This window comes from Pectinatus cerevisiiphilus (genome assembly GCF_004341685.1).
Classification (GTDB): Bacteria; Bacillota; Negativicutes; order Selenomonadales; family Selenomonadaceae; genus Pectinatus; species Pectinatus cerevisiiphilus.
Genome location: NZ_SMAA01000011.1, coordinates 1 through 22,129, shown reverse-complemented (window position 1 = coordinate 22,129; position 22,129 = coordinate 1). Strand labels below are relative to the sequence as shown.

Here is a 22,129-nt window from a genome sequence, read left to right as displayed (position 1 = left end):
GATCATATGTGAAATATTTGAATGTATGTTGAAAGAGGCATGGGTGTTTTATGCGTAAATATCGTATTGTTCCGCAATCAGGCGATAAATTTCGTCATCTTATTGATTCGCTGCCGCTTGCCGATGAGTTTATGATCCTTTTAAAGGCCAGTACTATAAAGCATGTGGAAATAGATTTGAAGCAAAACACATGGGAAATACTGCTTAATACGTATCAATATCTGCCAGAGGATATGCTTGGCCAAGCCGCTGATTATATAGCTGCAAACTGTGGTGTCAGCAAAGTGATATTTTATCAGGATATCATTGATTTTGCCATGCAGATAGAAAAGAATTGGCAAAAGATAATAGCTGCCGCCGCTGATGGCAATCCTACCATAAAAATTTTGCTGCATACGGCGCAGTATAATATCGATGGCAATTTGCTTACGTTGAATGTGCATGGGGAGCTTGCAGGAGAGATCTTACGTGCGCACAGTGTGAATAAGGCTTTACAAGAAGCTATACGTGATCTGCTTGAGCTTGAATGCCGTATTGTCTTTAATACCGTGGAAAATAATGAAAATGCGGATAAAGAGAGCAGCGATTATGTAATGGTTGATTATGTTCCACCGCAAGTGACGGAAAGACCGGCAGAAAAACATAGCTTTACCGCTAAAAATACTGGTGGCTTTTCGGGTAATGGTTATAGGCGAAAACAATCCGGCCCACCGCCAAACAGTACTGACCCCGGCTGGATATACGGCAGACGTATAACGGGACAGCCTATGGAAATTGACGGTATAGACGGAGAAATGAAGACCGCCATACTGCTTGGCAAGATAAACAATATCAGCGATCGCCAATTTAAGACGGGCAATAATTTGCTCACCTTTGAACTGGCTGATAAGACTAATGGGATAGATTGTAAAATATTTTTTAAAGACAAAGATGAATTTGAGCATGTCAATGCAAGTTTAGCAAATGGACTGATTATCGAAGTGGCGGGCAGTATTCGCTTTGATAGTTTCAATAACGACTTTGTCATGATGCCAAATAGCATCTATAAAAGCGAAATGAAAAAACGGATGGACACTGCACAGGAAAAACGAGTAGAACTGCATGCCCATACGCATATGAGCAATATGGATGCTGTCGTTTCGGCAAAAGACTTGATTTGCACGGCCGCAAGGTGGGGATGGTCTGCTATTGCCATCACTGATCATGGTGTTGTGCAGGCTTTCCCAGAAGCAGCCAAGACAATTGCTGATAAAAATTTAAATATAAAAATAATATATGGCCTAGAAGGATACCTTATCTATGACGAACAGCAGAAAAGGGCCAACCATATTATTCTGCTGGCTAAAAATGCCATTGGACTGCGTAATATATACAGACTTGTATCATTATCACATCTGAAATATTTGCAGAAAAGACCGCGTATTCCTAAGAAAATATTGGCAGAATATCGTGAGGGGATTATTATAGGCTCGGCCTGTGAAGCAGGAGAGCTGGTAAGGGCTATCGTTGCGGGGCAGAGTGACGAAGAACTGTTGCAGATAGCATCCTTTTATGATTATTTGGAAATACAGCCGATTGGCAATAATGAATTCTTAATCCGCAGTGAAGCTTTTCCTGATATCAAGACGGATGATGATCTGCGAAAGATAAATCTGAAAGTCGCTGAACTGGCAAAGCGGTTAGGGAAAATGCTGATAGCTACATGCGATGTGCATTTTCTCAATCCGCAGGACAGCATTTATCGGGCAATTCTTATGTCTGGTAAAGGCTTTAAGGATGCAGATTTGCAGCCACCGCTATATCTGCGGACAACAGAAGAGATGCTTGGCGAATTCACCTATTTGGGAGAAGAATTGGCTTATAAAGCTGTAGTCGAAAATCCGCGCAAGGTTGCTGAAATGGTAGACGTGATAAAGCCTATACCGGATGATCTCTATTCACCGATGATTCCGGGCGCTGATGAACAGATACATGATATGAGTTATGCAAAAGCGAAACTGCTTTATGGTGAAAACCTGCCGCCGATAGTGTCAGAACGCTTAAAACTGGAATTGCAGTCGATAATTGGACATGGTTTTGCCGTATTGTATTTAATCGCGCATAAACTTGTTAAAAAATCACTTGATGATGGCTATCTGGTTGGATCGAGAGGGTCAGTCGGTTCGTCCTTCGTCGCTACGATGACGGATATTACCGAAGTAAACCCATTACCACCGCATTGGCGCTGCCCTAAATGCTGCAATAGTGAATTTATCACAGATGGTTCCTATGGCTGCGGTTTTGATTTGCCAAACAAACGCTGCCCATATTGCGGCACGGAAATGATAAAGGATGGACATGATATACCGTTTGCTGTATTTATGGGATTTGATGGCGATAAAGTTCCTGATATCGATTTGAATTTCTCGGGTGATTATCAGCCTGTTGCTCATAAATATACGGAAGAATTGTTTGGTAAGGACAACGTTTTTCGTGCCGGGACAATAGCAACAGTCGCCGATAAAACGGCTTATGGATATGTACGTGGTTATTTTAACGATAAGGGCTTGAAGAAACGGGACGCCTATATAAACAGTTTAGTGGCTGGCTGCACGGGCGTAAAGAGAACTACAGGCCAGCATCCGGGCGGTATTATGGTTATACCTAGAAATATGGACGTGCATCATTTTACACCAATACAACATCCTGCTGATGACAAGGATACAGCGACGATTACGACCCATTTTGACTATCACTCTATCAGCAGCCGTTTAGTAAAGTTGGATATTCTGGGACATGATGATCCGACAGTCATAAAGATGCTTGAAAATATAACGCATCGTGATCCGAAAACCATTCCTTTTGATGATCCGGCGACAATGAGTTTATTTTCTTCTACTGAAGCATTAGGAGTGACACCGGAAGAATTAGGTGCTACTTCGGGAACGTTCGGCATACCAGAATTTCGTACGCCATTTACACGACAGATGATAGATGATACAAGGCCAGAAAAGTTCAGTGACCTTGTGCGCATAAGTGGTTTTTCCCATGGCACGGATGTTTGGCTTAATAATGCGCAGGATCTTATTAAAAATGGTGTATGTTCATTGTCTGATGCCATCTCGGCACGTGACGATATTATGATGTATTTAATCCATAAAGGAATAGAACCATTGCTGGCTTTTAAAACTATGGAAAATGTCCGTAAGGGGCGCGGTATTAAGGAAGATGTAGTAGCCAAACTAAAAGAGGGCGGCATACCTGACTGGTTTATTGATTCATGCCAGAAAATAAAATATCTTTTTCCGCGGGCCCATGCTACAGCGTATGTTATGATGGCTTACCGGATAGCTTTTTGTAAGGTACATTATCCATTGGCTTTTTATGCGGCATATTTTTCTATACGCGCTGACGAATTTGATGCACACCTTATTGCCCAAGGACAGCAGGCTGTTAAGACTCGCCTAGAAGAACTGGCAGAAGAGGAAAAAATAAAGAAATTGTCAGTTAAGGAAAAGGGATTGCAGGTAGTGCTGGAACTGGCTTGGGAAATGTACCTGCGTGGTTATACGGTGGAAAAAGTGGATTTGTATGAATCTATGGCCGATAAATTTATTATGCATGAAAAATCATTGCTGCCACCGCTTTCAGCCTTGCCGGGAGTGGGGATAACAGCTGCAAATAATATTGTAGAGGCACGCAAGCAGGGAGAATTTTCTTCCGTTGATGACCTCAAGAAAAGAGCAGGTGTTCCTACGCCTTCTATTGATATATTGCGGGAACATGGCTGCTTGGATGGGATGAACGAAACAGACCAGATTGCGTTGTTTGTATAAGAAAAGGCATGCCTTGTAGGCAGCCTTTTCTACATACTAAAAAACACCATTCTTAAAAAAGAATGGTGTTTTTTATGCCCATGATGCCGTATCTTCTTACATGCCTAGACCTGCATATATGCAGGGCGGTACCTTAAGACGATACTTTTGCTATTCGTTCAAAGACGATCCAGCAGCCATATGACAAAATCAGGTTCCATTTGAAAAAGAGTAAGGTTAGACATAATTAAAAAGCTTACGTACACCGCAGGCATGGACACATGCGTTATTTCTTAATAAATAATAGCATAAATAAAAATACGGTGCAAGACTTGACAAATAATAACATATGTTACTTGAGACATATTTGTTGTACTCTACACATATTTTTGGTAAAATTGGTATAGATTTCTATAAGTGATGAATTACAAAGTAAAGGAATGGCCGTTAATTCTTTTACTAGAAAGAGGTATTTATAATTAATGGAAATGATAGGAAACAATTTTCGGGTCGCAGTCAGTTATTCTACATTTATCGAATACAGTGATGTTGGGTATGTTGAATATAACATAGAAGATAAGAGAGCTGATGTGTTTTTAAAATCAGAACGGGCAGTTGCTGCGGCCAAAGAATTTTTTGCAAAGAAACTGACGCTTCAGGTACCGCATAAGACAATGCAGGATTTTACGCAGATTACAATAAAACCATTAGAAAGTTTGGAAAGTTTTAAGCTTGCCCTGACGCGGTTATGGGAAAATACCCATGTTTATGTCGATTGGAGCCGCCCTGTAGAGTATGCTATTAATACACTGCGCCAAAATAAATAAATCAAGACATTTATATGAGCATGTTAAACGGTTCAGCTTTTGCTGGGTCGTTTTTATTTTTAGGAGAAAATGCAGACCTTATTCGGCGGGAATATGTTTTTCTCCCCAATCGTACATTAATTCAAGAATAGGAACAAGTGTTTTGCCTTCATTAGTCAGAGAATATTCAACTTTGGGAGGAACCTCGTTGTATTGTTCCCGGTGGATTAATCTGCTTGCTTCCAATTCTTTTAGCTGTTTACTTAAGGTTTTATGGGCAATAGGGTGCAGCTTAGCTTTTAATTTATTATAGCGTATTACTTCTGCTTTATAGACTTCCCAAAGTATGACCCATTTCCATTTACCTTCAACCGCCGACATAGTGTAATATAACGGACATTTGCCAAATTTATCTTCAAAATCTGTCATGTTGTGACTCCTTTACTAACTATAAGGTTAGTATATAACAATAATGTGCATACTTGTATACTTTTTTATTAGCATATATAATCTGCAATATAAAGTCAAGGTTGGAGAGTAGAAGGGAAGATAACATGAAGATAATTGGAGTAAATGGAAGTCCTAGAAAAAACAAAAATACGGCTAGCTTACTAAAAAAAGCACTTGAGGGTGCACAGGCACATGGGGCAGAAACTGAGCTGGTAAATTTGTATGATCTTGATTACAAAGGCTGTATCAGTTGTTTTGCCTGTAAGTTAAAAGGTGGGAAAAGTTATGGCAAATGCGCATTTAAGGATGGTTTGACACCTGTACTCGCAAAGATAGCGGCTGCGGATGCAATAATTCTCGCATCACCAATATATTTTGCGTCGATTACAGGAATGATGCGATCTTTTTTGGAAAGAATGATGTTCCCATATAGTACCTATACTGAAAATTATAAAAGTATATTTGGACGTAAAATTCCAGTTGGGTTTATTTATACCATGAATGTGACAAAAAAGCAGATGGATGATCTGGGCTATATGCAGGGTTTAAAATTTTCAGAAATGCTTTTAGAAAGAATCTTTGGTTATTGTGAATCATTAGTGGTAAATGATACGTATCAATTTGACGATTATTCTAAATATGTTGTAACAGTTTTTGACGAGGCTAAAAAGGCGAAAGTGAGAGAAAAAGAATTTCCCGTAGATTGCCAAAAAGCATATGATCTGGGTGCAAAATTTACAAAAATAGATTTATAGGAGAATGTTGTTATGGAATTTGATAAATTGATTAAACAAAGATATTCTGTGAGAAAATTTAAGGCGCAAGCGGTTGAACAAGAAAAAATAAATGCTATTTTGGAAGCGGGCAAAGCCGCACCTACAGCGACAAATGCCCAGCCGCAGCGCATTCTCGTGTTGAATGAAAAAAGCAGCCTGGCAAAAATAAAAGAATGCACGTTGTATCATTTTAATGCGCCACTGTTTTTCTTAGTTTGTTATGATAAATCCGTCAGTTGGAAAAGATCTGAGGATAATAAGGATATGGGGGAAGTCGATGCAAGTATAGTGGCTACCCATATGATGCTCAAGATAACAAATTTAGGTTTAGGCAGTACATGGGTGGGCAGCTTTAACCCGCAAAAAATCAGGGAAAGCTTTGTCTTGCCGGAAAATATTATTCCGGTTCTAATCCTGCCAGTCGGCTATCCACATGAGAAGAGTGTGCCTAGCCTTAGCCATGGGAAACGTATCGATATCTCGGCAAATACCTTTTATAATTCCTTTTAAATTTATGAAGATACTTAACTAACGGTGGACAGCATACGTTACCATTTGGAAACGGAACATTTTTATATTGTTCCGTTCTTTATTTTTAGAAGAAAGAGTTGGATTTTCTTGTATTTTGTTTCAATATACCCTTGATAGGTTTAGTATATGCGCTTATTTGTTAATCGGTTTAGAAATATATTTTATTGCATAAAATTATCTTTTAAGAATTTGATAAGCAGTTTTTCATCTGCATAAATCTGCCGTCCTTTTTTTATTACTATACCGGCGGCAAGATAAAGGGGTGGGTCTATTGATAAGGGGATAATATCGTCTTTGGGTAAAATTGCGTGTTTTATTAAAAAAGATGACGCTATTTTTTCTTCTATGAGATTTCTGACGGTATGTAAATATGGTGAGTAATGCAGCACATTTGGTTTGATACCTTGATTTGCAAATGTCTGATGCACTAAATGAGTGATGTTGAAGGTACTGTCCAATAAGACGAGCGGTTCTGCTCCTATTTCTTCTATCTGCACAGAAAATTTGCTAGACAGGCGCGCTCCTGGGTAAGTACAGAAACAGCATTCCGCTTGTCCGAGCTTTTTATAAGTAAAACCTTCTGTAGAACACTCAGTGTAGTTCATTACAGCTAAATCCAAGCTTTCTTCTTTGAGCATATGCAGGGAATTTACTGGTCCTGTTTCAATGATTTCTATAATTATTTCAGGATGCTTTTCTCTGAATTCTCCCAGCAGCAGCGGAACAATACGTATGCCTATTTGTGGGGGCAGGGCTATGCGTATATGGTTTCTTTTATGAGCCATGTCATTGATTTCATGTTTGAGATGTGCCAATTCTTCTAAAATAGGACGGATTCTCGACAAGAGAATATTTCCGTCTTTGGATATAAAAATTTTTTTCCCGTTTCTTCTAAAAAGATTAAGGCCTGTTTCAGTTTCCAAGGATTGCATTGCCACGCTCACAGTAGGCTGGGATACATGTAAATGTTCCGCGGCTTTAGTTATATTTTGCCAGCGGCAGACTTCGTAAAAATATTGCATTTGGATTATATTCATAGTGCCAAACTCCTTTGGTCAATTTTATATATTATATAATACTATATAGCTTTTAACTATATATTTATGCTATTAATGTATTTCCTTTTTGGCTGTTTATACCGCATAATAAAAATAACGAAAGGCAAAATGTTATATTGCTTTTAGAATTTATGTTAGGTTTAGCAGAATGAATGACAAGGGGAGATATATAATGTCAAATACAAATAAAACATTTATTTTTAATAAGCTGCTCCATTATTTATTGGCAAAGCTCGATGCGTATGGACAGAGGAAAACATTGTCTGCCAAAGAATGTTGTCGGCGTTATGATGTTTGCCATAAAACTATGCATAAACTTGAACATGGTGATCTGTGTTCATTTAATGCTAAGTTTTTTGATTATCTCGATTGATTTTGTACAACAGTTTCATATGTTAAAAAAGAAAAAAATGTGCAAGGATTATCAAGATTTGTTTTTCTAAAAATATTATAATATATTATATACTTTTCAAAAGGAGCAATATATTATGAAACATTATGTTAATGTATATAACTCATTAGAATTTATTGAACAAAATTTAGATGACAAAATTGACATTGGTAATCTTTCAAAGAAGATATATCTTTCTAAATATTATTATCATAAAATTTTCCATAAAATAACAGGAGAGTCATTAGCTAAATATATAACTAAAAGGAGAATGATAAAAGCAGCAGAAGAACTTGTCGAAAGTGATCAAGCAATAATTGATATTGCCCTAAAATATCAATACTCATCTCAAGAATCTTTTTCAAGGGCATTTTTACGAATTTATGGTTTAACACCGGGAAAATATAGAAAAATGTATAGTAAAACATTTAGTAATTTGGATGATGCTAGGCATAGTTCTAAACGAATCACAAATATGGCGGCATAAAGAGTAAATAAAAAGCGTTGGAGGTTATTGAGATGAATAATTATATTCCATTAGTAGTTGAACAGACATCCCATGGAGAACGGTCTTATGATATTTTTTCAAGACTATTGAATGATCGTATTATTATGCTTAATGGAATATTAAAAAATGAATCGGCGAGTTTACTTATTGCACAAATGCTTTTTCTTGAATCTGCAGACTGTGATAAGGACATCTTTTTTTATATTAATAGTCCGGGTGGATCATTGGTAGATAGTTTTGCGGTTATGGATACCATGAATTATATTAAATGCGATATTTCTACTATTAGTATAGGCCAATCAGGTAGTGCGGCATCTTTACTTTTAGCAGCTGGAGCAAAAGGAAAACGATTTGCCCTACAAAACAGTGAAATCTTAATTCATCAACCTTCAATATCAGGAGGGTTGCAAGGACAGGCTACGGATATAAAAATCCATAGTGATTGGTTAGAGAAAACAAAAGAAAAACTTAATGAAATATATTGCAGGCTTACAGGACAATTATTATCGAAAATTAAAGAAGATATGGAAAGAGATTGTTATATGACTGCAGAGCAGGCTAAGGAATATGGAATTATTGATGAGGTTTTACTGTATCGAAATTAAATAAAAATATTAGCCAATTACAATATAACAGCAAATTTCTTTATTTACATTTAAGTAGCTATATGTTATACTCTCATTGTTTCCAAGGAAACAATGTAGAGAGGATAAAAAATGGATACTGCTGAAGAAATTATAAAATACTTTATTAGGATTCGAGAGCGGCCAAATGTTTTAGAAGAATATCATAAAAAATTGTTTGAAGGAATGCGTTTGGCGGAGGTTCACTGCATAGATAAAATAGGCAGCATTGAAGATGCCAATGTGACTAAGATAGCAACTGAGATGCATATGACAAGGGGTGCAATTAGTAAAATTTGTAAGAAATTGTTATGCCGAAAATTAATTGATAGCTACCAGAAACCAGAAAATAACAAGGAAGTGTATTTCAATCTGACAGAAGAAGGAAAAGAAATTTATTTTGTACATAAGAAGTATCATGATCGGGCTATACAGAGTTATTTGGATATGTTGACAGCTTATACGGAAGATGAAGAAAAAGCCATATTGAAATTTTTGCAAGCTATGAACGTGATATATGACAAGCAGTCAGCAGTGTTTTCACAAGTGAAAGACAAGGAGGAAGTATAATGGCGCAAAAATATGTGTATGCATTAGCTGCCGGCCATTTTTTCAATGATATAGGGATGGGAATTTTACCAGCTGTGCTGCCATTTTTTATGGCAAATTATGGAATGAATTATGAAGAAGTGGCAGGATTGATGTTTGGTGCCTGCTTTTTATCTTCGGTTGTCCAACCTACTTTTGGCTGGCTGGCAGATAGAATGTCTAAGAATTGGATGATGTCATTGGGAATATGTCTTTCCGGTGTAGCAATGGGAGCCATAGGTCTTTTTCAAAATTATTGGCTTATTTTTGCAGTGGTGACTGTGAGCGGAATAGGCAGCGCTATATTTCATCCGGAAGCCGCGCGTATGGTCAATAAAATTTCAGGGAAAAAGAGAGGCACAGCATTGAGTATATTCTCTATGGGCGGAAATGCCGGTTTTGCTTTTGGCCCGATAATCGTTGTTGCGCTCATAACTGCATTTGGTATGAAAGGCACATTGGCTTTTAGTGTATTGGCGTTGCTTATGTCAATTATTCTGCTTTTTATCGTCCCTTATATAAAAAGGGAAATTGCGACAAATAAGGTTAATTTGCAAATACAAGGAAAAGATATAGAGATGCCTGACAGAAAAAATGACTGGGGAGCTTTTTTAAGACTCACTATGTTGATTATTTGCAGTTCCCTTGTGATTTGTGGGTTAAGAAGTTTTATTCCCCTGTATTTGGTAGCGCAGACAGGACTTTCTGAAGCTGCGGCAAGCTCAGCGCTGACTATTTTATTTATGTTTGGCATTGTTACCACAATGATTGGTGGTGTGATTGCCGATAAATTTGGTTATTTGAAGATCATACAAATAAGTTATGTACTTTTGGTACCGATGGTTTTGATCTTATCGCACACAGAAAGCGCTGTCTTGGGGTATATTCTAATGGTGCCAATCGGTTTTGCGATGTTCTCTCCGTTCAGTTCAATTGTCGTTTTGGGGCAAAGTTATCTGGCACGTAGTGTAGGGTTTGCGTCTGGTGTTACCTTGGGACTTTATTTCAGCATAGGAGGCATGTTTATTCCTTTGATGGGAATGTTTGCCGATAAATATGGACTGACCGCTACAATGGAATTGTTGACAGTCTTTGCTTTATTGGCAGCGATATGCTCTTTCATTTTGATGAAACCTTTTAGTGCAAAAGCAAGCAAAGTAAAAACAGCTTGACTGTAGATAAAACTTACAATATTGCTAATAATATACAGTCACAGTATTGGCAAGATAAATGCTTACAAAGTTATTAAATTGATAATATTGGTGGTTTATAATAAAATATAAGTTACAAGTCTGTAATAATGGAGAACAGCAAATGGAAAAAGAAAAGACAGGTTCATTACATATATAAATATGGCAGGCTTTTTTAGATAGTTTTGCCGATATGGTTTATTTTTCATCGCAGCCTAAAGACTGTGTTATGTAAACAATGCATTGTATTCCTTAGCAGATGCATATAAAAATAATAGCTACTGTACAGGACGAAGGGGAGTTAAAAAATGTTTAGAGAAATGAGACGCAAAGACAGGCAAATGTCTGAGCAGGACACTAAAGTTGTTTTGCAGAAAGCACAGTTTGGTACGTTATCGATGGTGAATAAAGAAAATAATCCGTACGGGATACCGATTAGTTTTGCCTATACTGATGGTGCCATATATCTGCATTGTGCGTTAGCAGGGTATAAATTGGAAAATATAGAGCATAATGCGAATGTATGTTTTTCTGCTGTTATAGATATACAACTTATGCCGCAAAAGTTTTCCACTAAATTTAAATCAGTTGTCGTCTTTGGTAAGATTAGCACAGTTAGTGATGAAGAGGATAAGCGAAAAGGATTTATTGCGTTAGTGAAAAAATACAGTCCTGATTTTTACGATGAAGGAATGAAATATATTGAAAAGGCATTTGCGAGAACAAAGGTATTGAGGATAGAAATTCTTTCTATGACAGGTAAAGAGCATGAATAAGAATTTAGTCTATTTGCGGTGAAATTTGGTTAACAAAAGGTCATAATTCCTTTAAAAGTTAATAAATTGATATTGTCAATTATTAGCTATTGTTTCCTGGTACAATAATTAGGCCTTCTATGAATTTGTATTTTATCATAGAAGGCCTAATTATATTAAACTATAGATTTTTTCTTATCATTAATTGGGAAAGATGACAGCTATGGGATAATGACGATAGCCATAGCATCTAATTTATAGTAAGTTTAATGGAAATAGACAGTAAATATAATTATGCTTTAGGATGGCTTTCGCTGTCTTCAAATGCTTTTACCAGAAAAATAACATTCGCAGCTGTTAGTTGCAATGCGTATGCGGTAAAATATTCAGGAATGCCAACTGATTGGTTTATTTGTCGTTTTGCTTTAGTTTTCATTGTTGAAAAATCCATTTTTAAGATGTTGTTTAATGAGGTATATTGGACTTGTAAGTAACCAGGAATCAGTTTATTGTTGCAAATGATATTGATCAGTCTGGCACTAGTATTCGAATTGACAATCCAATTTTTACATATACAGATTGATTTCATAGTGCTATCAAGGACTTTCAGCAGTTCAGTGATTGATTTTTGATATTCACCGTTTCTGTAATATTCATGCGCTCTGATCATTTCAATTAAAGCATCATGAAAATCATAGTCATCCAATATTTTTATTGCCGGTTTTATAAATACATATTGGGCATCAGTTTTTAGCAGATAACCTGCAATAAATTCATAACCAATATGGTGTTCGGCAAATAATACGTTCAAATTTTTGACTGCTTCGTCAGGAGATTGTCCTAAAATATAAGTCGGTGTGCCGTCTTCTTTGTTTGGGAGATGGGTTACTACTGCGAAACTTTTATTGATTGCCAGCAATGTATCTTTTATATCAGCCTTTAATAGCACCTGTGTGCATTTCTCACAGTTATCTGAAGAACAGCTTGTTTTATCAGCTGAAAAACATGATTGTTCTGCAAGATTATCCCATATCGCAATGTTGTCACCAATAGTATTTTTTAAGATGTCTACAACTTTTGTACGGAACTTTTTGGGTAGTTCAACATTCTGGACATTAGTCAATTCATCTAAACATTCATCATTTGATTTATCTAATAAAATGCACATGATATACCTCAATATTTTCTGATTTATTTCTTACTCTTGCGAGAAATAAATCATTAAATAGTTGCCCTTAAGCTTATGTTACTTGGCACTATTTTATATTATCTACTTTAAAAACTAGCATACTAATTATTTTTACACAAAAAAAGCCCTTTAAACAAAAAGGGCTTTTCTATAAATAACATCATAATCTATGCTCTGAACAAAGTACTCTTAATGTAAACTAATTATAGCATAAAGTTAACAGGATGTCAACTTTATATTTTATAGTGCGTGTTAGGATTCATGTTTCAGCAGAGTAATAGCTTCTCCTTGTTGTTGCCGCATTTTTATATTAGCCCTGCCCCAAGAGCACATTATGTCAATGATTTTGTTAGCAGTTTTTCCATAAATTGTTATAGAATATTCGACTTTTGGGGGCATTTCATCATATACATGTCTTTCTACAATACCATCCTTTTCAAGTTCGCGCAGTTGCTGGATGAGAACTTTTTGGGAAATATGGGGAATAAGACGTTGCAATTCTCCTGTCCGTTTAGTTCCCGACATGAGTAAGCATACGATTAATGCTTTCCACTTACCACCAAGTATTTCAAGTGTTGCTTCAATGCCTAGATTATATTGTTTCATTGTCTGTACCCTCATATGAAATAAGAATTAATACATACCTTGCAGTAAGTATTTTACTTACTTTAAAGTGTGTATTTACTAATTTTAGATAATGTATAATAATTGATTTGATAGAAGCAAATAAATAAAAAAGGAAAGATGATTTATTATGAAAACCCTCGTAATTTTAGCACATCCCAATATTGAAAAATCAAGAGTAAATAAAGTATGGAAACAAGAGTTATGCCAATACCAAAACGAAATTACTGTCCATGAGCTTTACAAGGAGTATCCTGATTGGAAGATTGATGTTGCAAGAGAACAGCAGTTGTTGGAAGCACACGACCATATTATTTTGCAATTCCCCTTGTATTGGTACAGTTATCCACCTTTGCTAAAAAAATGGCTGGATGATGTTTTTACACATGGCTGGGCATATGGCTCAAAAGGTAAAAAATTGCAGGGGAAAAGATTTGGCTTAGCAATATCTATAGGCGATAAAAAAGAAAACTATTCGCCCACCGGCACAGTCAAATTTACAGTAGATGAAGTGTTTATACCCTTTAAAGCCAGTATGATACATGTTGGCGCGGTTATGCTGCCATACTTTGCCCTTTTTGGTTCCTCATTTCAGGTGAGCGATAAAGAAATTGAGCAAAGTGCTAAGGATTATATCAATTATATATTTAAGCAAAAATAAATTTTTTTTTAATGCATCACTGTTTGAGAGTTTCAAGCAGCCATTTCTGTAGCACGACAGCATTGTTGTGCGCTGTATCTTTCGCTGCGTAAATAAGTGTGACTACATTGCGCTGTAACATATCTTTTATCTTATGCCTGCACTCTATAGCCAATTCTGAAGCGGCTAGTTCAGCCTGGTATTTCGCTGTGAAGGCTGTGTACTTTTCCGGTACATGGCCATACCATTTCCGCAAATCGTTCGATGGAGCAAGCTCCTTCCACCAAAAAGATAATGCCGCGTTTTCTTTTTTTATTCCCCTTGGCCATAATCGGTCCACAAGGATTCTTATACCGTCCTGTGCAGAAGGCGCGTCATAAATTCTCTTTATTTTAAGTTCATACTCTTTTGGTACTTTTTTCTTCCCAGTCATTGCGGTAACATCAAGCTTAAAAACTGTTGTCCTGGGAATGGCAGCAGGATTGAATTCAAAATGCTCATTGTGATAATGATCAGTCAGGATAGTCAGCGCTTCCTTTTTCTCGTATAAGTCTTCTACAAAGCTTATTTTACCATGCCCTATTACGCTCTGATAACTCATAGTGCAATAGCCTTTATCTGCGAAGGATTGAAGCAGATGGTCACAATCCATTTCAAAAGATGCTCTGGTATCCTGTCTGATAATATCCAGTTTTCTACCTTCACAGGCACTGTGAAAATATAAAACCACTTTATCCTCCAGAAGCTTAATACCAAAATTAAGAGGAATGATGTAAGGATAGCCAGATTCATCATTTAGTGATAGCCGACAGACATCACATTTATCCATGATTTTAATTAGTTCAGCCAATGTTGTTATTTCTCTATCCGATCTGCGCATTTGTTTTCCCTTCTTTGCTTTGGTGATATTATGGCGTTTTTGTAGTATCTGATTTAATAATTATAGTTTACCATAAGACTTTTTACTATGTTTTATTAAATATTTACATTTAAATTATTGTATTAACAGTATAAATCCTTCATTAAATCTGAGGTTAAATATTGATTCAAATCAGTTTTGTAAAAATATGGACTATTAAGATGAAATAAAGCCGCACTATTTCGATAGATTCGATAGAATGGAAGATAGGGATATTTTTAGAATGAATTTAGTGCGTAAGATGATAGATACAACGATAAGTATATAAAAGTTAATTGATAATATTATTCATATACTAAATATAATTTCCCAAATGTTTAATTATAACAAGAAATAGTGTACTAAGTTATGACATATACTGTAGAAAAAATTTGGTATTTTTGTAGTATAAAAAAGATGGTATGATAAAAATGTAGTAAAGACAGGAGGTGATGAAACTAGATGGAAAATTTATATAATAGGCAAAAATTGCTTTTGAGATATTTGTTAGAAGCTAATGACTTTAAACCTGTTAAGGTTTTTGCACAACTTTTATCGTGTTCGGATAAAACTATTCGCAATGATTTAATTTATTGGAAGGAGAGGGGAATCACAATAGAGGGAATTTCAGGTAAGGGAATACGGATCGCTGATATAAAAAAAGATCGGATTAATGATATATTAAGTAAAAATCAAGAAAAAAATGGTATAACGACAACTCAACGGCGTATGAAAATATTGTTTGATTTATTAGAAGGTAAACAGGTACGATTATCTATACAAAGCTTGTCAGATAAATATTTTGTGAGTAAAACATCTATAGTAAATGATTTGTCAATGATAGAAACACAAATATCTCAGTATAACCTAAAACTGCATAAAGATGTTAAGGGTACTGTTCTTACAGGAGCAGAAACTGATATAAGGAAAGCTCTAGTTGATATAATAAGTCAATTTATCCAAACAAAAGAAACTCAGATACGACCTAATTATTCTAGAATAAATTATGATACATTATCAGAACTAGAACAACATTTTATTAAAGAGAATATTCAAACAATTGAGAAAATAATAGAAAAAACAGAAATATTTTTGGACTATAAAATTACGGAACCATATTATATAAATCTTGTTACACATGTTTTGATATTGATAGAAAGGATACGTCATGATAAGACCGTGTATACAGAATTTGAAGGTAATCAATTAAAGAGTAATGGTAAATTTTATGTGGCAGCAGAATTGATGACACAATGTATCGAAAATAATTTTGAAGTTACATTGAATGAAGCAGAAACCTTTTATATTTTTCAATATCTTACATCAGCAGGTGGTATTTCGAAGATAAATGATATCGTTGACAATAGTGATAATAACGTTTGTGTACAAACAATAGCTATGGATATTATTGAAATAAGTTTAAAAATATATCCTTTAAAGTTTTCTTTTAGTAAAAAACTTTACAAAGCATTACTACTTCATTTGAGGCCGATGTTGAATAGAATAAATTACAAAATTTATATAAAAAATCCTATTCTCGATCAAATAAAAGTAGAATTTCCAGAAACAATGATCCTTTTGAAATTGATTATGCTTAAAATACAGATTAAGTATACATTAACACCTATCAGAGAAGATGAAATAGGTTATCTTGCAGTATATTTTCAAAATGCGATAGAAGAATTTATAAATAAGAAAAGAATTGTTATTGTGTGCTCAAGTGGCATAGGGACATCACATCTTTTGGAGAAAAGAATCAAAAAATATTTTCCAGAATGGGAGATAATTGATGTAGTTTCAGCCAAACAAGTAGGGGAAATTATTAATGATAAACAGGTTAACTTAATAATATCTACTGTGCGCCTAAGTATAATGACAGACATTCCTATTGCTTATGTTAGTGCACTTTTTAATGAAAATGATGCACAAAATTTGCGAGAACTGTTCGTTAGACAATTTTCAAAAGCTGAACATGTTCTTGATCATAAAAAAATTATACAAGAAAAAGATATTAATTTTGAAATATTTGCAGAACAAAGTAAGTGCATAGCAAAATTGTCATTGACGCCATTGTTGCAAATGATCGTTTATGAAAATAATAGCTTGGATAAAGTTGAAATAAACGTAAGCAATACAACATTAAAAAAAGAAATTTTAAATGTTTATCTACCAGATAAAAAAGATTTATCGGAAGATATTATTAAAAAAATATACTATTGGATATTGGGAAATAGGTGATATGGTGAGGGTTTATGAATAATATCAAAATTAAAAATATTTTTAATGAGAATTTAATTGACTTAAATATGAACGCTATCAATAAAAAGGAAGCTATCGAAGTATTAACAGAACATCTTTACCATGAAGGGTACATTATTAATAAAGATATTTTTATAAAGGATGTTTATTTTCGTGAAAATGAAGGACAGACAGGATTAGGAAATCATGTCGCCATCCCGCATGGCAAAAGTGATGCAGTAAAAATTACATCTATTGCATTTGGGCGAACACAAAATGATTTAGTATGGGAAAGTCCAGATAATAAACCTGTTCATGTTGTGATACTTTTTGCAGTACGTAATGTTGATAAGACTACTGTTCATTTGAAATTACTTTCTCAAGTAGCAATGGCGTTAGCAGATGACGATACACTTGATAAGTTGCTGGTAACGAATAGTAAAGTAGAAATTATAGAGTTATTATCACAGGAAATGAATAAAAGTTAATAAATGTATGGATAGTTTATAAAAAAATTAATTAGTTGAAAAATCTTTTAATTACAAATAATAATTATAAAGGAGTTTTACTATGTTGATAACAATGAAAGAAATGCTAGAAATCGCTCAAAAAAATAATTTTGCAGTACCGGCTTTTAATGCTGGAACAGGACAATTATTAACCGCAATGATGGAAAGTGCGCAAGAAAAGCAAGCACCGGTGATTATGGCAATCCATCCAGATGAATTGAAATTTTTAAGGGATAGTTTTATAAGTAGTGTAATTTATGAAGCAAATCATACAAAGATTCCAATTGTAATACATCTTGATCATGGTGGTACATATGAACAATGCATTCATGCTATTCAACTTGGATTTACTTCGGTTATGATTGATGGATCGCAACTTCCATTTGGAGAAAATATTACATTGACTAAGAAAGTTGTTGATGCAGCACATTCTGTGGGGGTGTCGGTAGAAGGTGAATTGGGGACTATTGGGCAAACAGGAAATTCTATAGAAGGAGGTACTACCAAAATAATTTACACCAATCCTGCAGATGTAACACCCTTTGTGGTAAAGACTGGTGTTGACTCATTGGCAGTAGCTATTGGTACTGCCCATGGTATTTATCCAAAAGAATTTATACCGAAACTTAAACTTGACTTATTGTCAGAAATTAGGAATATTGTTGATATACCATTGGTATTACATGGAGGTTCGAGTAACGCAAATGATGAAATTGCAGAGTCAGTCAAAAGAGGTATTTGCAAGATAAACATATCCAGTGATATTAAATTCAGTTTTATGAAGGGAATAGAAAAATATTTACAACAAAATGGATTTGAACGTGAGCCAAATGTTATATATCCATCTTGTATCCGTATGTGTAGAGATACTATTGAAGAAAAAATGATATTGTTTAATGATGTTGATAAAGTAAAATGTTTTAAATTATGAAAGGCGTGAAAAAAATGAACATTGTTGGGATCGCTGCTTGCACATCTGGTATCGCACATACTTATATTGCTAAAGAGAAATTAATAAAAGCTGGGGTGGCATTAGGCCATAATATTAGTATTGAAACACAAGGTACAATTGGAATAGAAGATAAATTGACAAAGGAGAAAATAGCAGCAGCTGATGTTGTTATAATTGCTGCGGATATTAAAGTTAATGGAATGGATCGTTTTATTAATAAAAAGATTGTAGAGGTGCCGACCAGTATTGTAATTAAATCACCGAAAGGGTTGATAAATAAAATCCAAACCGAACTTGGTTTGACATAAAAGGAGAAAGGAAAATGATAAATGAATTAAAGTTGAGTGAACTTAAACGGCATGCAATGACAGGTGTGTCCTATATGTTACCATTAGTTGTGGCTTCAGGATTATTGATTGCAATAGGTAATATTTTAGGAAATAATCCAGCATTGATTTCAGATTATAAGAGTTCATATTCTTTATGGCAGGCATCTGTGACATTAGGAGTTTATGGAATGCAGCTTATTCCGGCAATAATGTCTGCTGCTATTTCGTATTCTATTGCAGACAGGCCTGGAATTGCACCAGGACTCTTAATGGGAATGATTGCAAATGCTATTGGGGCAGGTTTTTTTGGTGGAATGCTTGGAGGCTATCTATCTGGTTGGTGTGTTAACCTTCTTAAAAACTTTGTTAAAGTACCAGTTTGGGCACAGGCTTTATTACCGATGTTAATATTACCGTTGTTGTCATCGCTTATTATTGGTTTTATTATGTTTTTCATAGTTGGTAGACCCATAGCTGCGGTGTCTTTTGAGCTTACAACTATGTTGCAAAATATGCAGGGGGGATCAGCTGCGCTGTTTGGTGCAATTATGGGAGCCATGGCAGCTTTTGATTTTGGAGGCCCAGTCAATAAGGTCGCTTCTTTATTTGCAGATGGATTACTTTTGCAAGGGGTATATGGACCAGAAGCTATAAAGATATGTGCATCTATGATCCCTCCATTTGGGATAACTTTATCATGGCTTATACGCAAAAAAAGATATAGCAAGGGAGAAGCAAATAATATTAAAATCGCATTTCCTTTAGGTATTTGTATGATTACTGAAGGTGTTATTCCTATTGCAGCGATTGATCCTTTAAGGGTTATATTTTCTTGTTCGGTTGGAGCAGCAGTAGGGGGTGCGTTAATTATGTTATTTGGGGTAGAATCACCGGTTCCGTCAGGTGGAATGTTTATCGTGCCAGCAATGAATAAACCTGTAGATTTCCTTATTGCACTTGCGGCAGGTACAGTTATTGCTGCTGTTTTACTTACATTATTAAAAAAAGATGCTGATGAAAATAAATTATTAGAGGAAGAAGAGAAAGAAATTGATTTGAGTGATATCAAGATAAATTAAATTGGAGAAGTATATAAAATGTATGTATCAATGAAAAATATGTTAGAAAAAGCGAATGTTGAAAATTATGCAGTTATGGCAATAAATTGTTTTAACTTAGAAACAATAAGAAGTGTAATTACTGCAGCTGAACAAGAAAATGCACCGATTATTATTAACCTATATCAAGAGCATCTTTTACAACATTGTGATAGTGAATTAGTAACTCCTATGGTTAAAACTTTGGCTGGGAGGTCAAAGATAAATGTAGCACTGAATTTTGATCATGGACAAGAAATTATTGATCTCAAGAAAGCTATTGATGATGGTTTTTCTTCTGTTATGGTGGATGCTTCTTTATATAGTTTTGAAGAGAATGTATTAATGACTAGAGAAATTGTTAATTATGCCCATCCCAGAGGTGTATGTGTTGAAGGTGAAATCGGCTGTATTGGGGCAGTCGATGGTGAAAATTTTACAAGTGATTCAATGTATACTAATCCAGATCAGGTTGAAGAGTTTATAAAAAATACAGGAATAGATGTGTTGGCAATATCTATTGGTTCATCACATGGAACTTATCCAGACGGAATGATTCCTGATTTTGATTTTGAGCGGTTAAAAAAAATAAAAGCATTAGTAAAAATTCCGTTGGTGTTGCATGGAGGTTCAGGGTCAGGGAAAAAGAATATTTTAACTTGTGTAAAACATGGAATTAATAAAATTAATGTAGGCTGCGATTTTATGCAGGCTAATATAAATGCTGCTAGAGCAGCATTGAGTGATCCAGTAATAAATTTTTTTGATTTTATAAAAACAGTTGAAAAAGAAAGTAATAATATAGTGAAACAATACATTAGATTATCTGGTTCTGCTAATAAAAATTAATATTTCAGATATAGATACCTATATGCAATAATGAAACGGTAACTATAGGATAGTTACTGTCAATAGTAGTTCGCAAAATATAATAGTCATAAAATGTATACGATAACAATACAATCTGTTTTTAGGAAGACTTTTGTTGTGAAAAGTAAAAATAAGAGGTTTCTGACATCTTCATCACTTATTTTATAGTGGTAATAATGTCAGAAACCTCTTTGTTGGTATTTAACAAGATGCAAGTATATTAAAGATGGTTCATTGTCAATGGTTGGGGTTATAAAAAATTCAAGATAGTACAAGAGCAGTAGGAAAATTATCCTGCTGCTTTTGTACAATTAGCAATAAACATCAATCTATTACGGAACCTCTTAAAGTTCCTGACACCGAAACATATTCTTTTCAAAACCTTAGTCCTATTATTACAGCCTTCAGTGTAGCCATTTGTATAACCTGTTAAAATGGCTCTTCTTATTGGATGGAGCCACTGCCTGACAGTTTTTGCCATGGCAAGGAATCTATCTATACCATATTTTTCTACTAAAAAAAGCCATTTATATATTCTCTTATAAAACTGTTTTTCATTTTTACTATCCATAACCAGATAGAATATAATAAAGTTCGCAAAAAGGAATAGGAAAAACCATCGGTAACTCCGAAAAAGATAAGTGACCAAACAAACCTAAAAGGAGTTGAAAACCGATGGCTCATACTTATTTTAACCTACCTTTAGAAAAAATGCTACTACAATTCATGACCGAAGATGATCCAATGCTTGCTATGCTCAAGTGGCTTTGTGAAAAGCTTATGGAAACTGAAGTGAATGCAAAAATCAATGCTGCCAAGTCGGAAAGAACCGATGAACGTTCAGGTTATCGGTCTGGTTATCGCGTACGTCGCTATGATACTCGTCTGGGAACCATGTACTTATTTGTTCCCAAACTAAGAAAAGGTGGCTATATTCCCTTTTTTGTCACAGAGAAAAAACGCTCAGAAATGGCACTTTTACAGGTCATTCAAGAGGCCTATATTAATGGCGTTTCCACTCGTAAAATTGAAAAACTGGCAAAAAGTTTAGGAATTGATTCAATTTCTCGTGGTCAAGTGTCACAAATTACCAAAGAGCTAAATGATCAGGTAGAGGCCTTCCGAAACAGACCATTGCAGAAAGAATATTCAGTGTTATGGGTGGATGCTTTATATGAGAAAATCCGTTATGATCACCGAGTGCAAAATATGGCAGTGGCTGTCGTAATTGGCCTGGATAAAAAGGGACACCGTGATGTGTTAGCCGTTGAACCGATGCAGGAAGAATCTGCCGATACCTATAAAGCTGTATT

24 protein-coding genes and 1 other RNA gene are annotated in these 22,129 nt (G+C 35.0%); 18 read left to right on the top strand and 7 right to left on the bottom strand.

The features are described 5' to 3' along the window. Window positions 1-50 precede the first annotated feature (50 nt). Complete coding sequence (locus EDC37_RS08130) at window positions 51-3,815, top strand: PolC-type DNA polymerase III (protein ID WP_132550161.1); 3,765 nt, start codon at window positions 51-53, stop codon at window positions 3,813-3,815. A 71-nt stretch (window positions 3,816-3,886) separates the two neighbouring features. Here the strand turns inward: EDC37_RS08130 and ssrS are convergent. After that, window positions 3,887-4,071: non-coding RNA, 6S RNA (ssrS, locus tag EDC37_RS08125), on the bottom strand. A 205-nt stretch (window positions 4,072-4,276) separates the two neighbouring features. On the opposite strand from ssrS, the gene EDC37_RS08120 reads away from it, so the two are divergent. Continuing rightward, a complete protein-coding gene (locus EDC37_RS08120) occupies window positions 4,277-4,621 on the top strand; it encodes a hypothetical protein (protein ID WP_231040140.1) in 345 nt (114 codons plus the stop codon). 78 nt (window positions 4,622-4,699) lie between these two features. Here the strand turns inward: EDC37_RS08120 and EDC37_RS08115 are convergent, their stop codons facing one another. After that, window positions 4,700-5,029 (bottom strand): winged helix-turn-helix transcriptional regulator, encoded by a 330-nt coding sequence (locus EDC37_RS08115; protein ID WP_132550158.1) that lies wholly within the window; start codon window positions 5,027-5,029, stop codon window positions 4,700-4,702. Window positions 5,030-5,154: 125 nt separating this feature from the next. Between EDC37_RS08115 and EDC37_RS08110 the strand changes: the two genes are divergently transcribed. Both EDC37_RS08110 and EDC37_RS08105 read left to right on the top strand, forming a co-directional pair. Further along, entirely contained in the window at window positions 5,155-5,805 is a 651-nt protein-coding gene (locus tag EDC37_RS08110; RefSeq protein ID WP_132550155.1) for a flavodoxin family protein, read from the top strand. Window positions 5,806-5,817: 12 nt separating this feature from the next. Beyond that, the gene (locus EDC37_RS08105; protein ID WP_132550152.1) at window positions 5,818-6,336 is read left to right on the top strand and encodes a nitroreductase family protein; all 519 of its coding nucleotides are present in this window, start codon (window positions 5,818-5,820) and stop codon (window positions 6,334-6,336) included. Between the two features lie 182 nt (window positions 6,337-6,518). On the opposite strand, the gene EDC37_RS08100 is transcribed toward EDC37_RS08105, so the two are convergent. Beyond that, the gene (locus tag EDC37_RS08100; protein WP_132550149.1) at window positions 6,519-7,394 is read right to left on the bottom strand and encodes a LysR family transcriptional regulator; all 876 of its coding nucleotides are present in this window, start codon (window positions 7,392-7,394) and stop codon (window positions 6,519-6,521) included. A gap of 193 nt (window positions 7,395-7,587) precedes the next feature. On the opposite strand from EDC37_RS08100, the gene EDC37_RS08095 reads away from it, so the two are divergent. From EDC37_RS08095 to EDC37_RS08070, 6 genes are all read left to right on the top strand, one after another. Continuing rightward, the gene (locus EDC37_RS08095) at window positions 7,588-7,788 is read left to right on the top strand and encodes a hypothetical protein (protein ID WP_132550146.1); all 201 of its coding nucleotides are present in this window, start codon (window positions 7,588-7,590) and stop codon (window positions 7,786-7,788) included. Window positions 7,789-7,903: 115 nt separating this feature from the next. Then, entirely contained in the window at window positions 7,904-8,293 is a 390-nt protein-coding gene (locus EDC37_RS08090) for a helix-turn-helix transcriptional regulator (RefSeq protein ID WP_132550143.1), read from the top strand. Window positions 8,294-8,325: 32 nt separating this feature from the next. Continuing rightward, window positions 8,326-8,919, top strand: a complete 594-nt coding sequence (locus tag EDC37_RS08085; protein WP_132550140.1) for an ATP-dependent Clp protease proteolytic subunit — start codon at window positions 8,326-8,328, stop codon at window positions 8,917-8,919. Window positions 8,920-9,030: 111 nt separating this feature from the next. Continuing rightward, window positions 9,031-9,507, top strand: coding sequence for a MarR family transcriptional regulator (locus tag EDC37_RS08080; RefSeq protein ID WP_132550138.1), 477 nt, complete (start codon window positions 9,031-9,033; stop codon window positions 9,505-9,507). Next, the gene (locus EDC37_RS08075) at window positions 9,507-10,697 is read left to right on the top strand and encodes an MFS transporter (RefSeq protein ID WP_132550135.1); all 1,191 of its coding nucleotides are present in this window, start codon (window positions 9,507-9,509) and stop codon (window positions 10,695-10,697) included. The genes EDC37_RS08080 and EDC37_RS08075 overlap by 1 nt, the downstream gene beginning before the upstream one ends. 326 nt (window positions 10,698-11,023) lie before the next feature. Further along, window positions 11,024-11,491, top strand: coding sequence for a pyridoxamine 5'-phosphate oxidase family protein (locus tag EDC37_RS08070; RefSeq protein ID WP_132550132.1), 468 nt, complete (start codon window positions 11,024-11,026; stop codon window positions 11,489-11,491). A gap of 271 nt (window positions 11,492-11,762) precedes the next feature. On the opposite strand, the gene EDC37_RS08065 is transcribed toward EDC37_RS08070, so the two are convergent. Both EDC37_RS08065 and EDC37_RS08060 read right to left on the bottom strand, forming a co-directional pair. Continuing rightward, on the bottom strand, window positions 11,763-12,638 hold the full coding sequence (locus EDC37_RS08065) for an STM4504/CBY_0614 family protein (protein WP_132550129.1): 876 nt from the start codon (window positions 12,636-12,638) through the stop codon (window positions 11,763-11,765). Between the two features lie 273 nt (window positions 12,639-12,911). Then, on the bottom strand, window positions 12,912-13,265 hold the full coding sequence (locus tag EDC37_RS08060; RefSeq protein ID WP_132550126.1) for a winged helix-turn-helix transcriptional regulator: 354 nt from the start codon (window positions 13,263-13,265) through the stop codon (window positions 12,912-12,914). Window positions 13,266-13,413: 148 nt separating this feature from the next. Here EDC37_RS08060 and EDC37_RS08055 point away from each other — a divergent pair, with 148 nt between their 5' ends. After that, window positions 13,414-13,944: an NAD(P)H-dependent oxidoreductase gene (locus EDC37_RS08055; RefSeq protein ID WP_132550123.1), complete on the top strand. Its 531-nt coding sequence runs from the start codon at window positions 13,414-13,416 to the stop codon at window positions 13,942-13,944. A gap of 16 nt (window positions 13,945-13,960) precedes the next feature. Here EDC37_RS08055 and EDC37_RS12535 read toward each other — a convergent pair whose 3' ends face one another. Continuing rightward, window positions 13,961-14,803 (bottom strand): DUF488 family protein, N3 subclade, encoded by an 843-nt coding sequence (locus tag EDC37_RS12535; protein WP_132550121.1) that lies wholly within the window; start codon window positions 14,801-14,803, stop codon window positions 13,961-13,963. A gap of 480 nt (window positions 14,804-15,283) precedes the next feature. On the opposite strand from EDC37_RS12535, the gene EDC37_RS08045 reads away from it, so the two are divergent. The 6 genes from EDC37_RS08045 to EDC37_RS08020 all read left to right on the top strand — a co-directional run bounded on the left by EDC37_RS08045 (window position 15,284) and on the right by EDC37_RS08020 (window position 20,795). Further along, window positions 15,284-17,059, top strand: coding sequence for a BglG family transcription antiterminator (locus EDC37_RS08045; RefSeq protein WP_132550118.1), 1,776 nt, complete (start codon window positions 15,284-15,286; stop codon window positions 17,057-17,059). A 14-nt stretch (window positions 17,060-17,073) separates the two neighbouring features. After that, complete coding sequence (locus tag EDC37_RS08040; RefSeq protein ID WP_165874487.1) at window positions 17,074-17,547, top strand: PTS sugar transporter subunit IIA; 474 nt, start codon at window positions 17,074-17,076, stop codon at window positions 17,545-17,547. An 82-nt stretch (window positions 17,548-17,629) separates the two neighbouring features. Then, window positions 17,630-18,499, top strand: coding sequence for a ketose-bisphosphate aldolase (locus EDC37_RS08035; RefSeq protein ID WP_132550115.1), 870 nt, complete (start codon window positions 17,630-17,632; stop codon window positions 18,497-18,499). A 14-nt stretch (window positions 18,500-18,513) separates the two neighbouring features. Further along, window positions 18,514-18,828 carry a PTS fructose transporter subunit IIB gene (locus EDC37_RS08030; protein WP_132550112.1) on the top strand — a complete coding sequence of 105 codons (315 nt, stop codon included), beginning with the start codon at window positions 18,514-18,516 and terminating at the stop codon, window positions 18,826-18,828. Window positions 18,829-18,842: 14 nt separating this feature from the next. Continuing rightward, window positions 18,843-19,928: a PTS fructose transporter subunit IIC gene (locus EDC37_RS08025; RefSeq protein WP_132550109.1), complete on the top strand. Its 1,086-nt coding sequence runs from the start codon at window positions 18,843-18,845 to the stop codon at window positions 19,926-19,928. Between the two features lie 18 nt (window positions 19,929-19,946). Then, window positions 19,947-20,795 (top strand): class II fructose-bisphosphate aldolase, encoded by an 849-nt coding sequence (locus tag EDC37_RS08020; RefSeq protein ID WP_132550106.1) that lies wholly within the window; start codon window positions 19,947-19,949, stop codon window positions 20,793-20,795. Window positions 20,796-21,105: 310 nt separating this feature from the next. Here EDC37_RS08020 and EDC37_RS08015 read toward each other — a convergent pair whose 3' ends face one another. Continuing rightward, window positions 21,106-21,387 carry a transposase gene (locus EDC37_RS08015; RefSeq protein WP_132550103.1) on the bottom strand — a complete coding sequence of 94 codons (282 nt, stop codon included), beginning with the start codon at window positions 21,385-21,387 and terminating at the stop codon, window positions 21,106-21,108. Window positions 21,388-21,491: 104 nt separating this feature from the next. Here EDC37_RS08015 and EDC37_RS08010 point away from each other — a divergent pair. Then, window positions 21,492-22,129, top strand: a 638-nt coding sequence (locus tag EDC37_RS08010; protein WP_207900820.1) for an IS256 family transposase, incomplete at its 3' end; no start/stop codon positions are given.

What these genes read in the sequence shown, in the direction of transcription:
- EDC37_RS08085 (WP_132550140.1), top strand. Translation starts at nt 8,326, where the DNA reads ATGAATAATTATATTCCATTAGTAGTTGAACAGACATCCCATGGAGAA.
- EDC37_RS08060 (WP_132550126.1), bottom strand. Translation starts at nt 13,265, where the DNA reads ATGAAACAATATAATCTAGGCATTGAAGCAACACTTGAAATACTTGGT.
- EDC37_RS08025 (WP_132550109.1), top strand. Translation starts at nt 18,843, where the DNA reads ATGATAAATGAATTAAAGTTGAGTGAACTTAAACGGCATGCAATGACA.
- EDC37_RS12535 (WP_132550121.1), bottom strand. Translation starts at nt 14,803, where the DNA reads ATGCGCAGATCGGATAGAGAAATAACAACATTGGCTGAACTAATTAAA.
- EDC37_RS08100 (WP_132550149.1), bottom strand. Translation starts at nt 7,394, where the DNA reads ATGAATATAATCCAAATGCAATATTTTTACGAAGTCTGCCGCTGGCAA.
- EDC37_RS08120 (WP_231040140.1), top strand. Translation starts at nt 4,277, where the DNA reads ATGGAAATGATAGGAAACAATTTTCGGGTCGCAGTCAGTTATTCTACA.
- EDC37_RS08095 (WP_132550146.1), top strand. Translation starts at nt 7,588, where the DNA reads ATGTCAAATACAAATAAAACATTTATTTTTAATAAGCTGCTCCATTAT.
- EDC37_RS08080 (WP_132550138.1), top strand. Translation starts at nt 9,031, where the DNA reads ATGGATACTGCTGAAGAAATTATAAAATACTTTATTAGGATTCGAGAG.
- EDC37_RS08110 (WP_132550155.1), top strand. Translation starts at nt 5,155, where the DNA reads ATGAAGATAATTGGAGTAAATGGAAGTCCTAGAAAAAACAAAAATACG.
- EDC37_RS08075 (WP_132550135.1), top strand. Translation starts at nt 9,507, where the DNA reads ATGGCGCAAAAATATGTGTATGCATTAGCTGCCGGCCATTTTTTCAAT.
- EDC37_RS08105 (WP_132550152.1), top strand. Translation starts at nt 5,818, where the DNA reads ATGGAATTTGATAAATTGATTAAACAAAGATATTCTGTGAGAAAATTT.
- EDC37_RS08115 (WP_132550158.1), bottom strand. Translation starts at nt 5,029, where the DNA reads ATGACAGATTTTGAAGATAAATTTGGCAAATGTCCGTTATATTACACT.
- EDC37_RS08015 (WP_132550103.1), bottom strand. Translation starts at nt 21,387, where the DNA reads ATGGATAGTAAAAATGAAAAACAGTTTTATAAGAGAATATATAAATGG.
- EDC37_RS08045 (WP_132550118.1), top strand. Translation starts at nt 15,284, where the DNA reads ATGGAAAATTTATATAATAGGCAAAAATTGCTTTTGAGATATTTGTTA.
- EDC37_RS08040 (WP_165874487.1), top strand. Translation starts at nt 17,074, where the DNA reads ATGAATAATATCAAAATTAAAAATATTTTTAATGAGAATTTAATTGAC.
- EDC37_RS08055 (WP_132550123.1), top strand. Translation starts at nt 13,414, where the DNA reads ATGAAAACCCTCGTAATTTTAGCACATCCCAATATTGAAAAATCAAGA.
- EDC37_RS08065 (WP_132550129.1), bottom strand. Translation starts at nt 12,638, where the DNA reads ATGTGCATTTTATTAGATAAATCAAATGATGAATGTTTAGATGAATTG.
- EDC37_RS08130 (WP_132550161.1), top strand. Translation starts at nt 51, where the DNA reads ATGCGTAAATATCGTATTGTTCCGCAATCAGGCGATAAATTTCGTCAT.
- EDC37_RS08090 (WP_132550143.1), top strand. Translation starts at nt 7,904, where the DNA reads ATGAAACATTATGTTAATGTATATAACTCATTAGAATTTATTGAACAA.
- EDC37_RS08070 (WP_132550132.1), top strand. Translation starts at nt 11,024, where the DNA reads ATGTTTAGAGAAATGAGACGCAAAGACAGGCAAATGTCTGAGCAGGAC.
- EDC37_RS08030 (WP_132550112.1), top strand. Translation starts at nt 18,514, where the DNA reads ATGAACATTGTTGGGATCGCTGCTTGCACATCTGGTATCGCACATACT.
- EDC37_RS08035 (WP_132550115.1), top strand. Translation starts at nt 17,630, where the DNA reads ATGTTGATAACAATGAAAGAAATGCTAGAAATCGCTCAAAAAAATAAT.
- EDC37_RS08020 (WP_132550106.1), top strand. Translation starts at nt 19,947, where the DNA reads ATGTATGTATCAATGAAAAATATGTTAGAAAAAGCGAATGTTGAAAAT.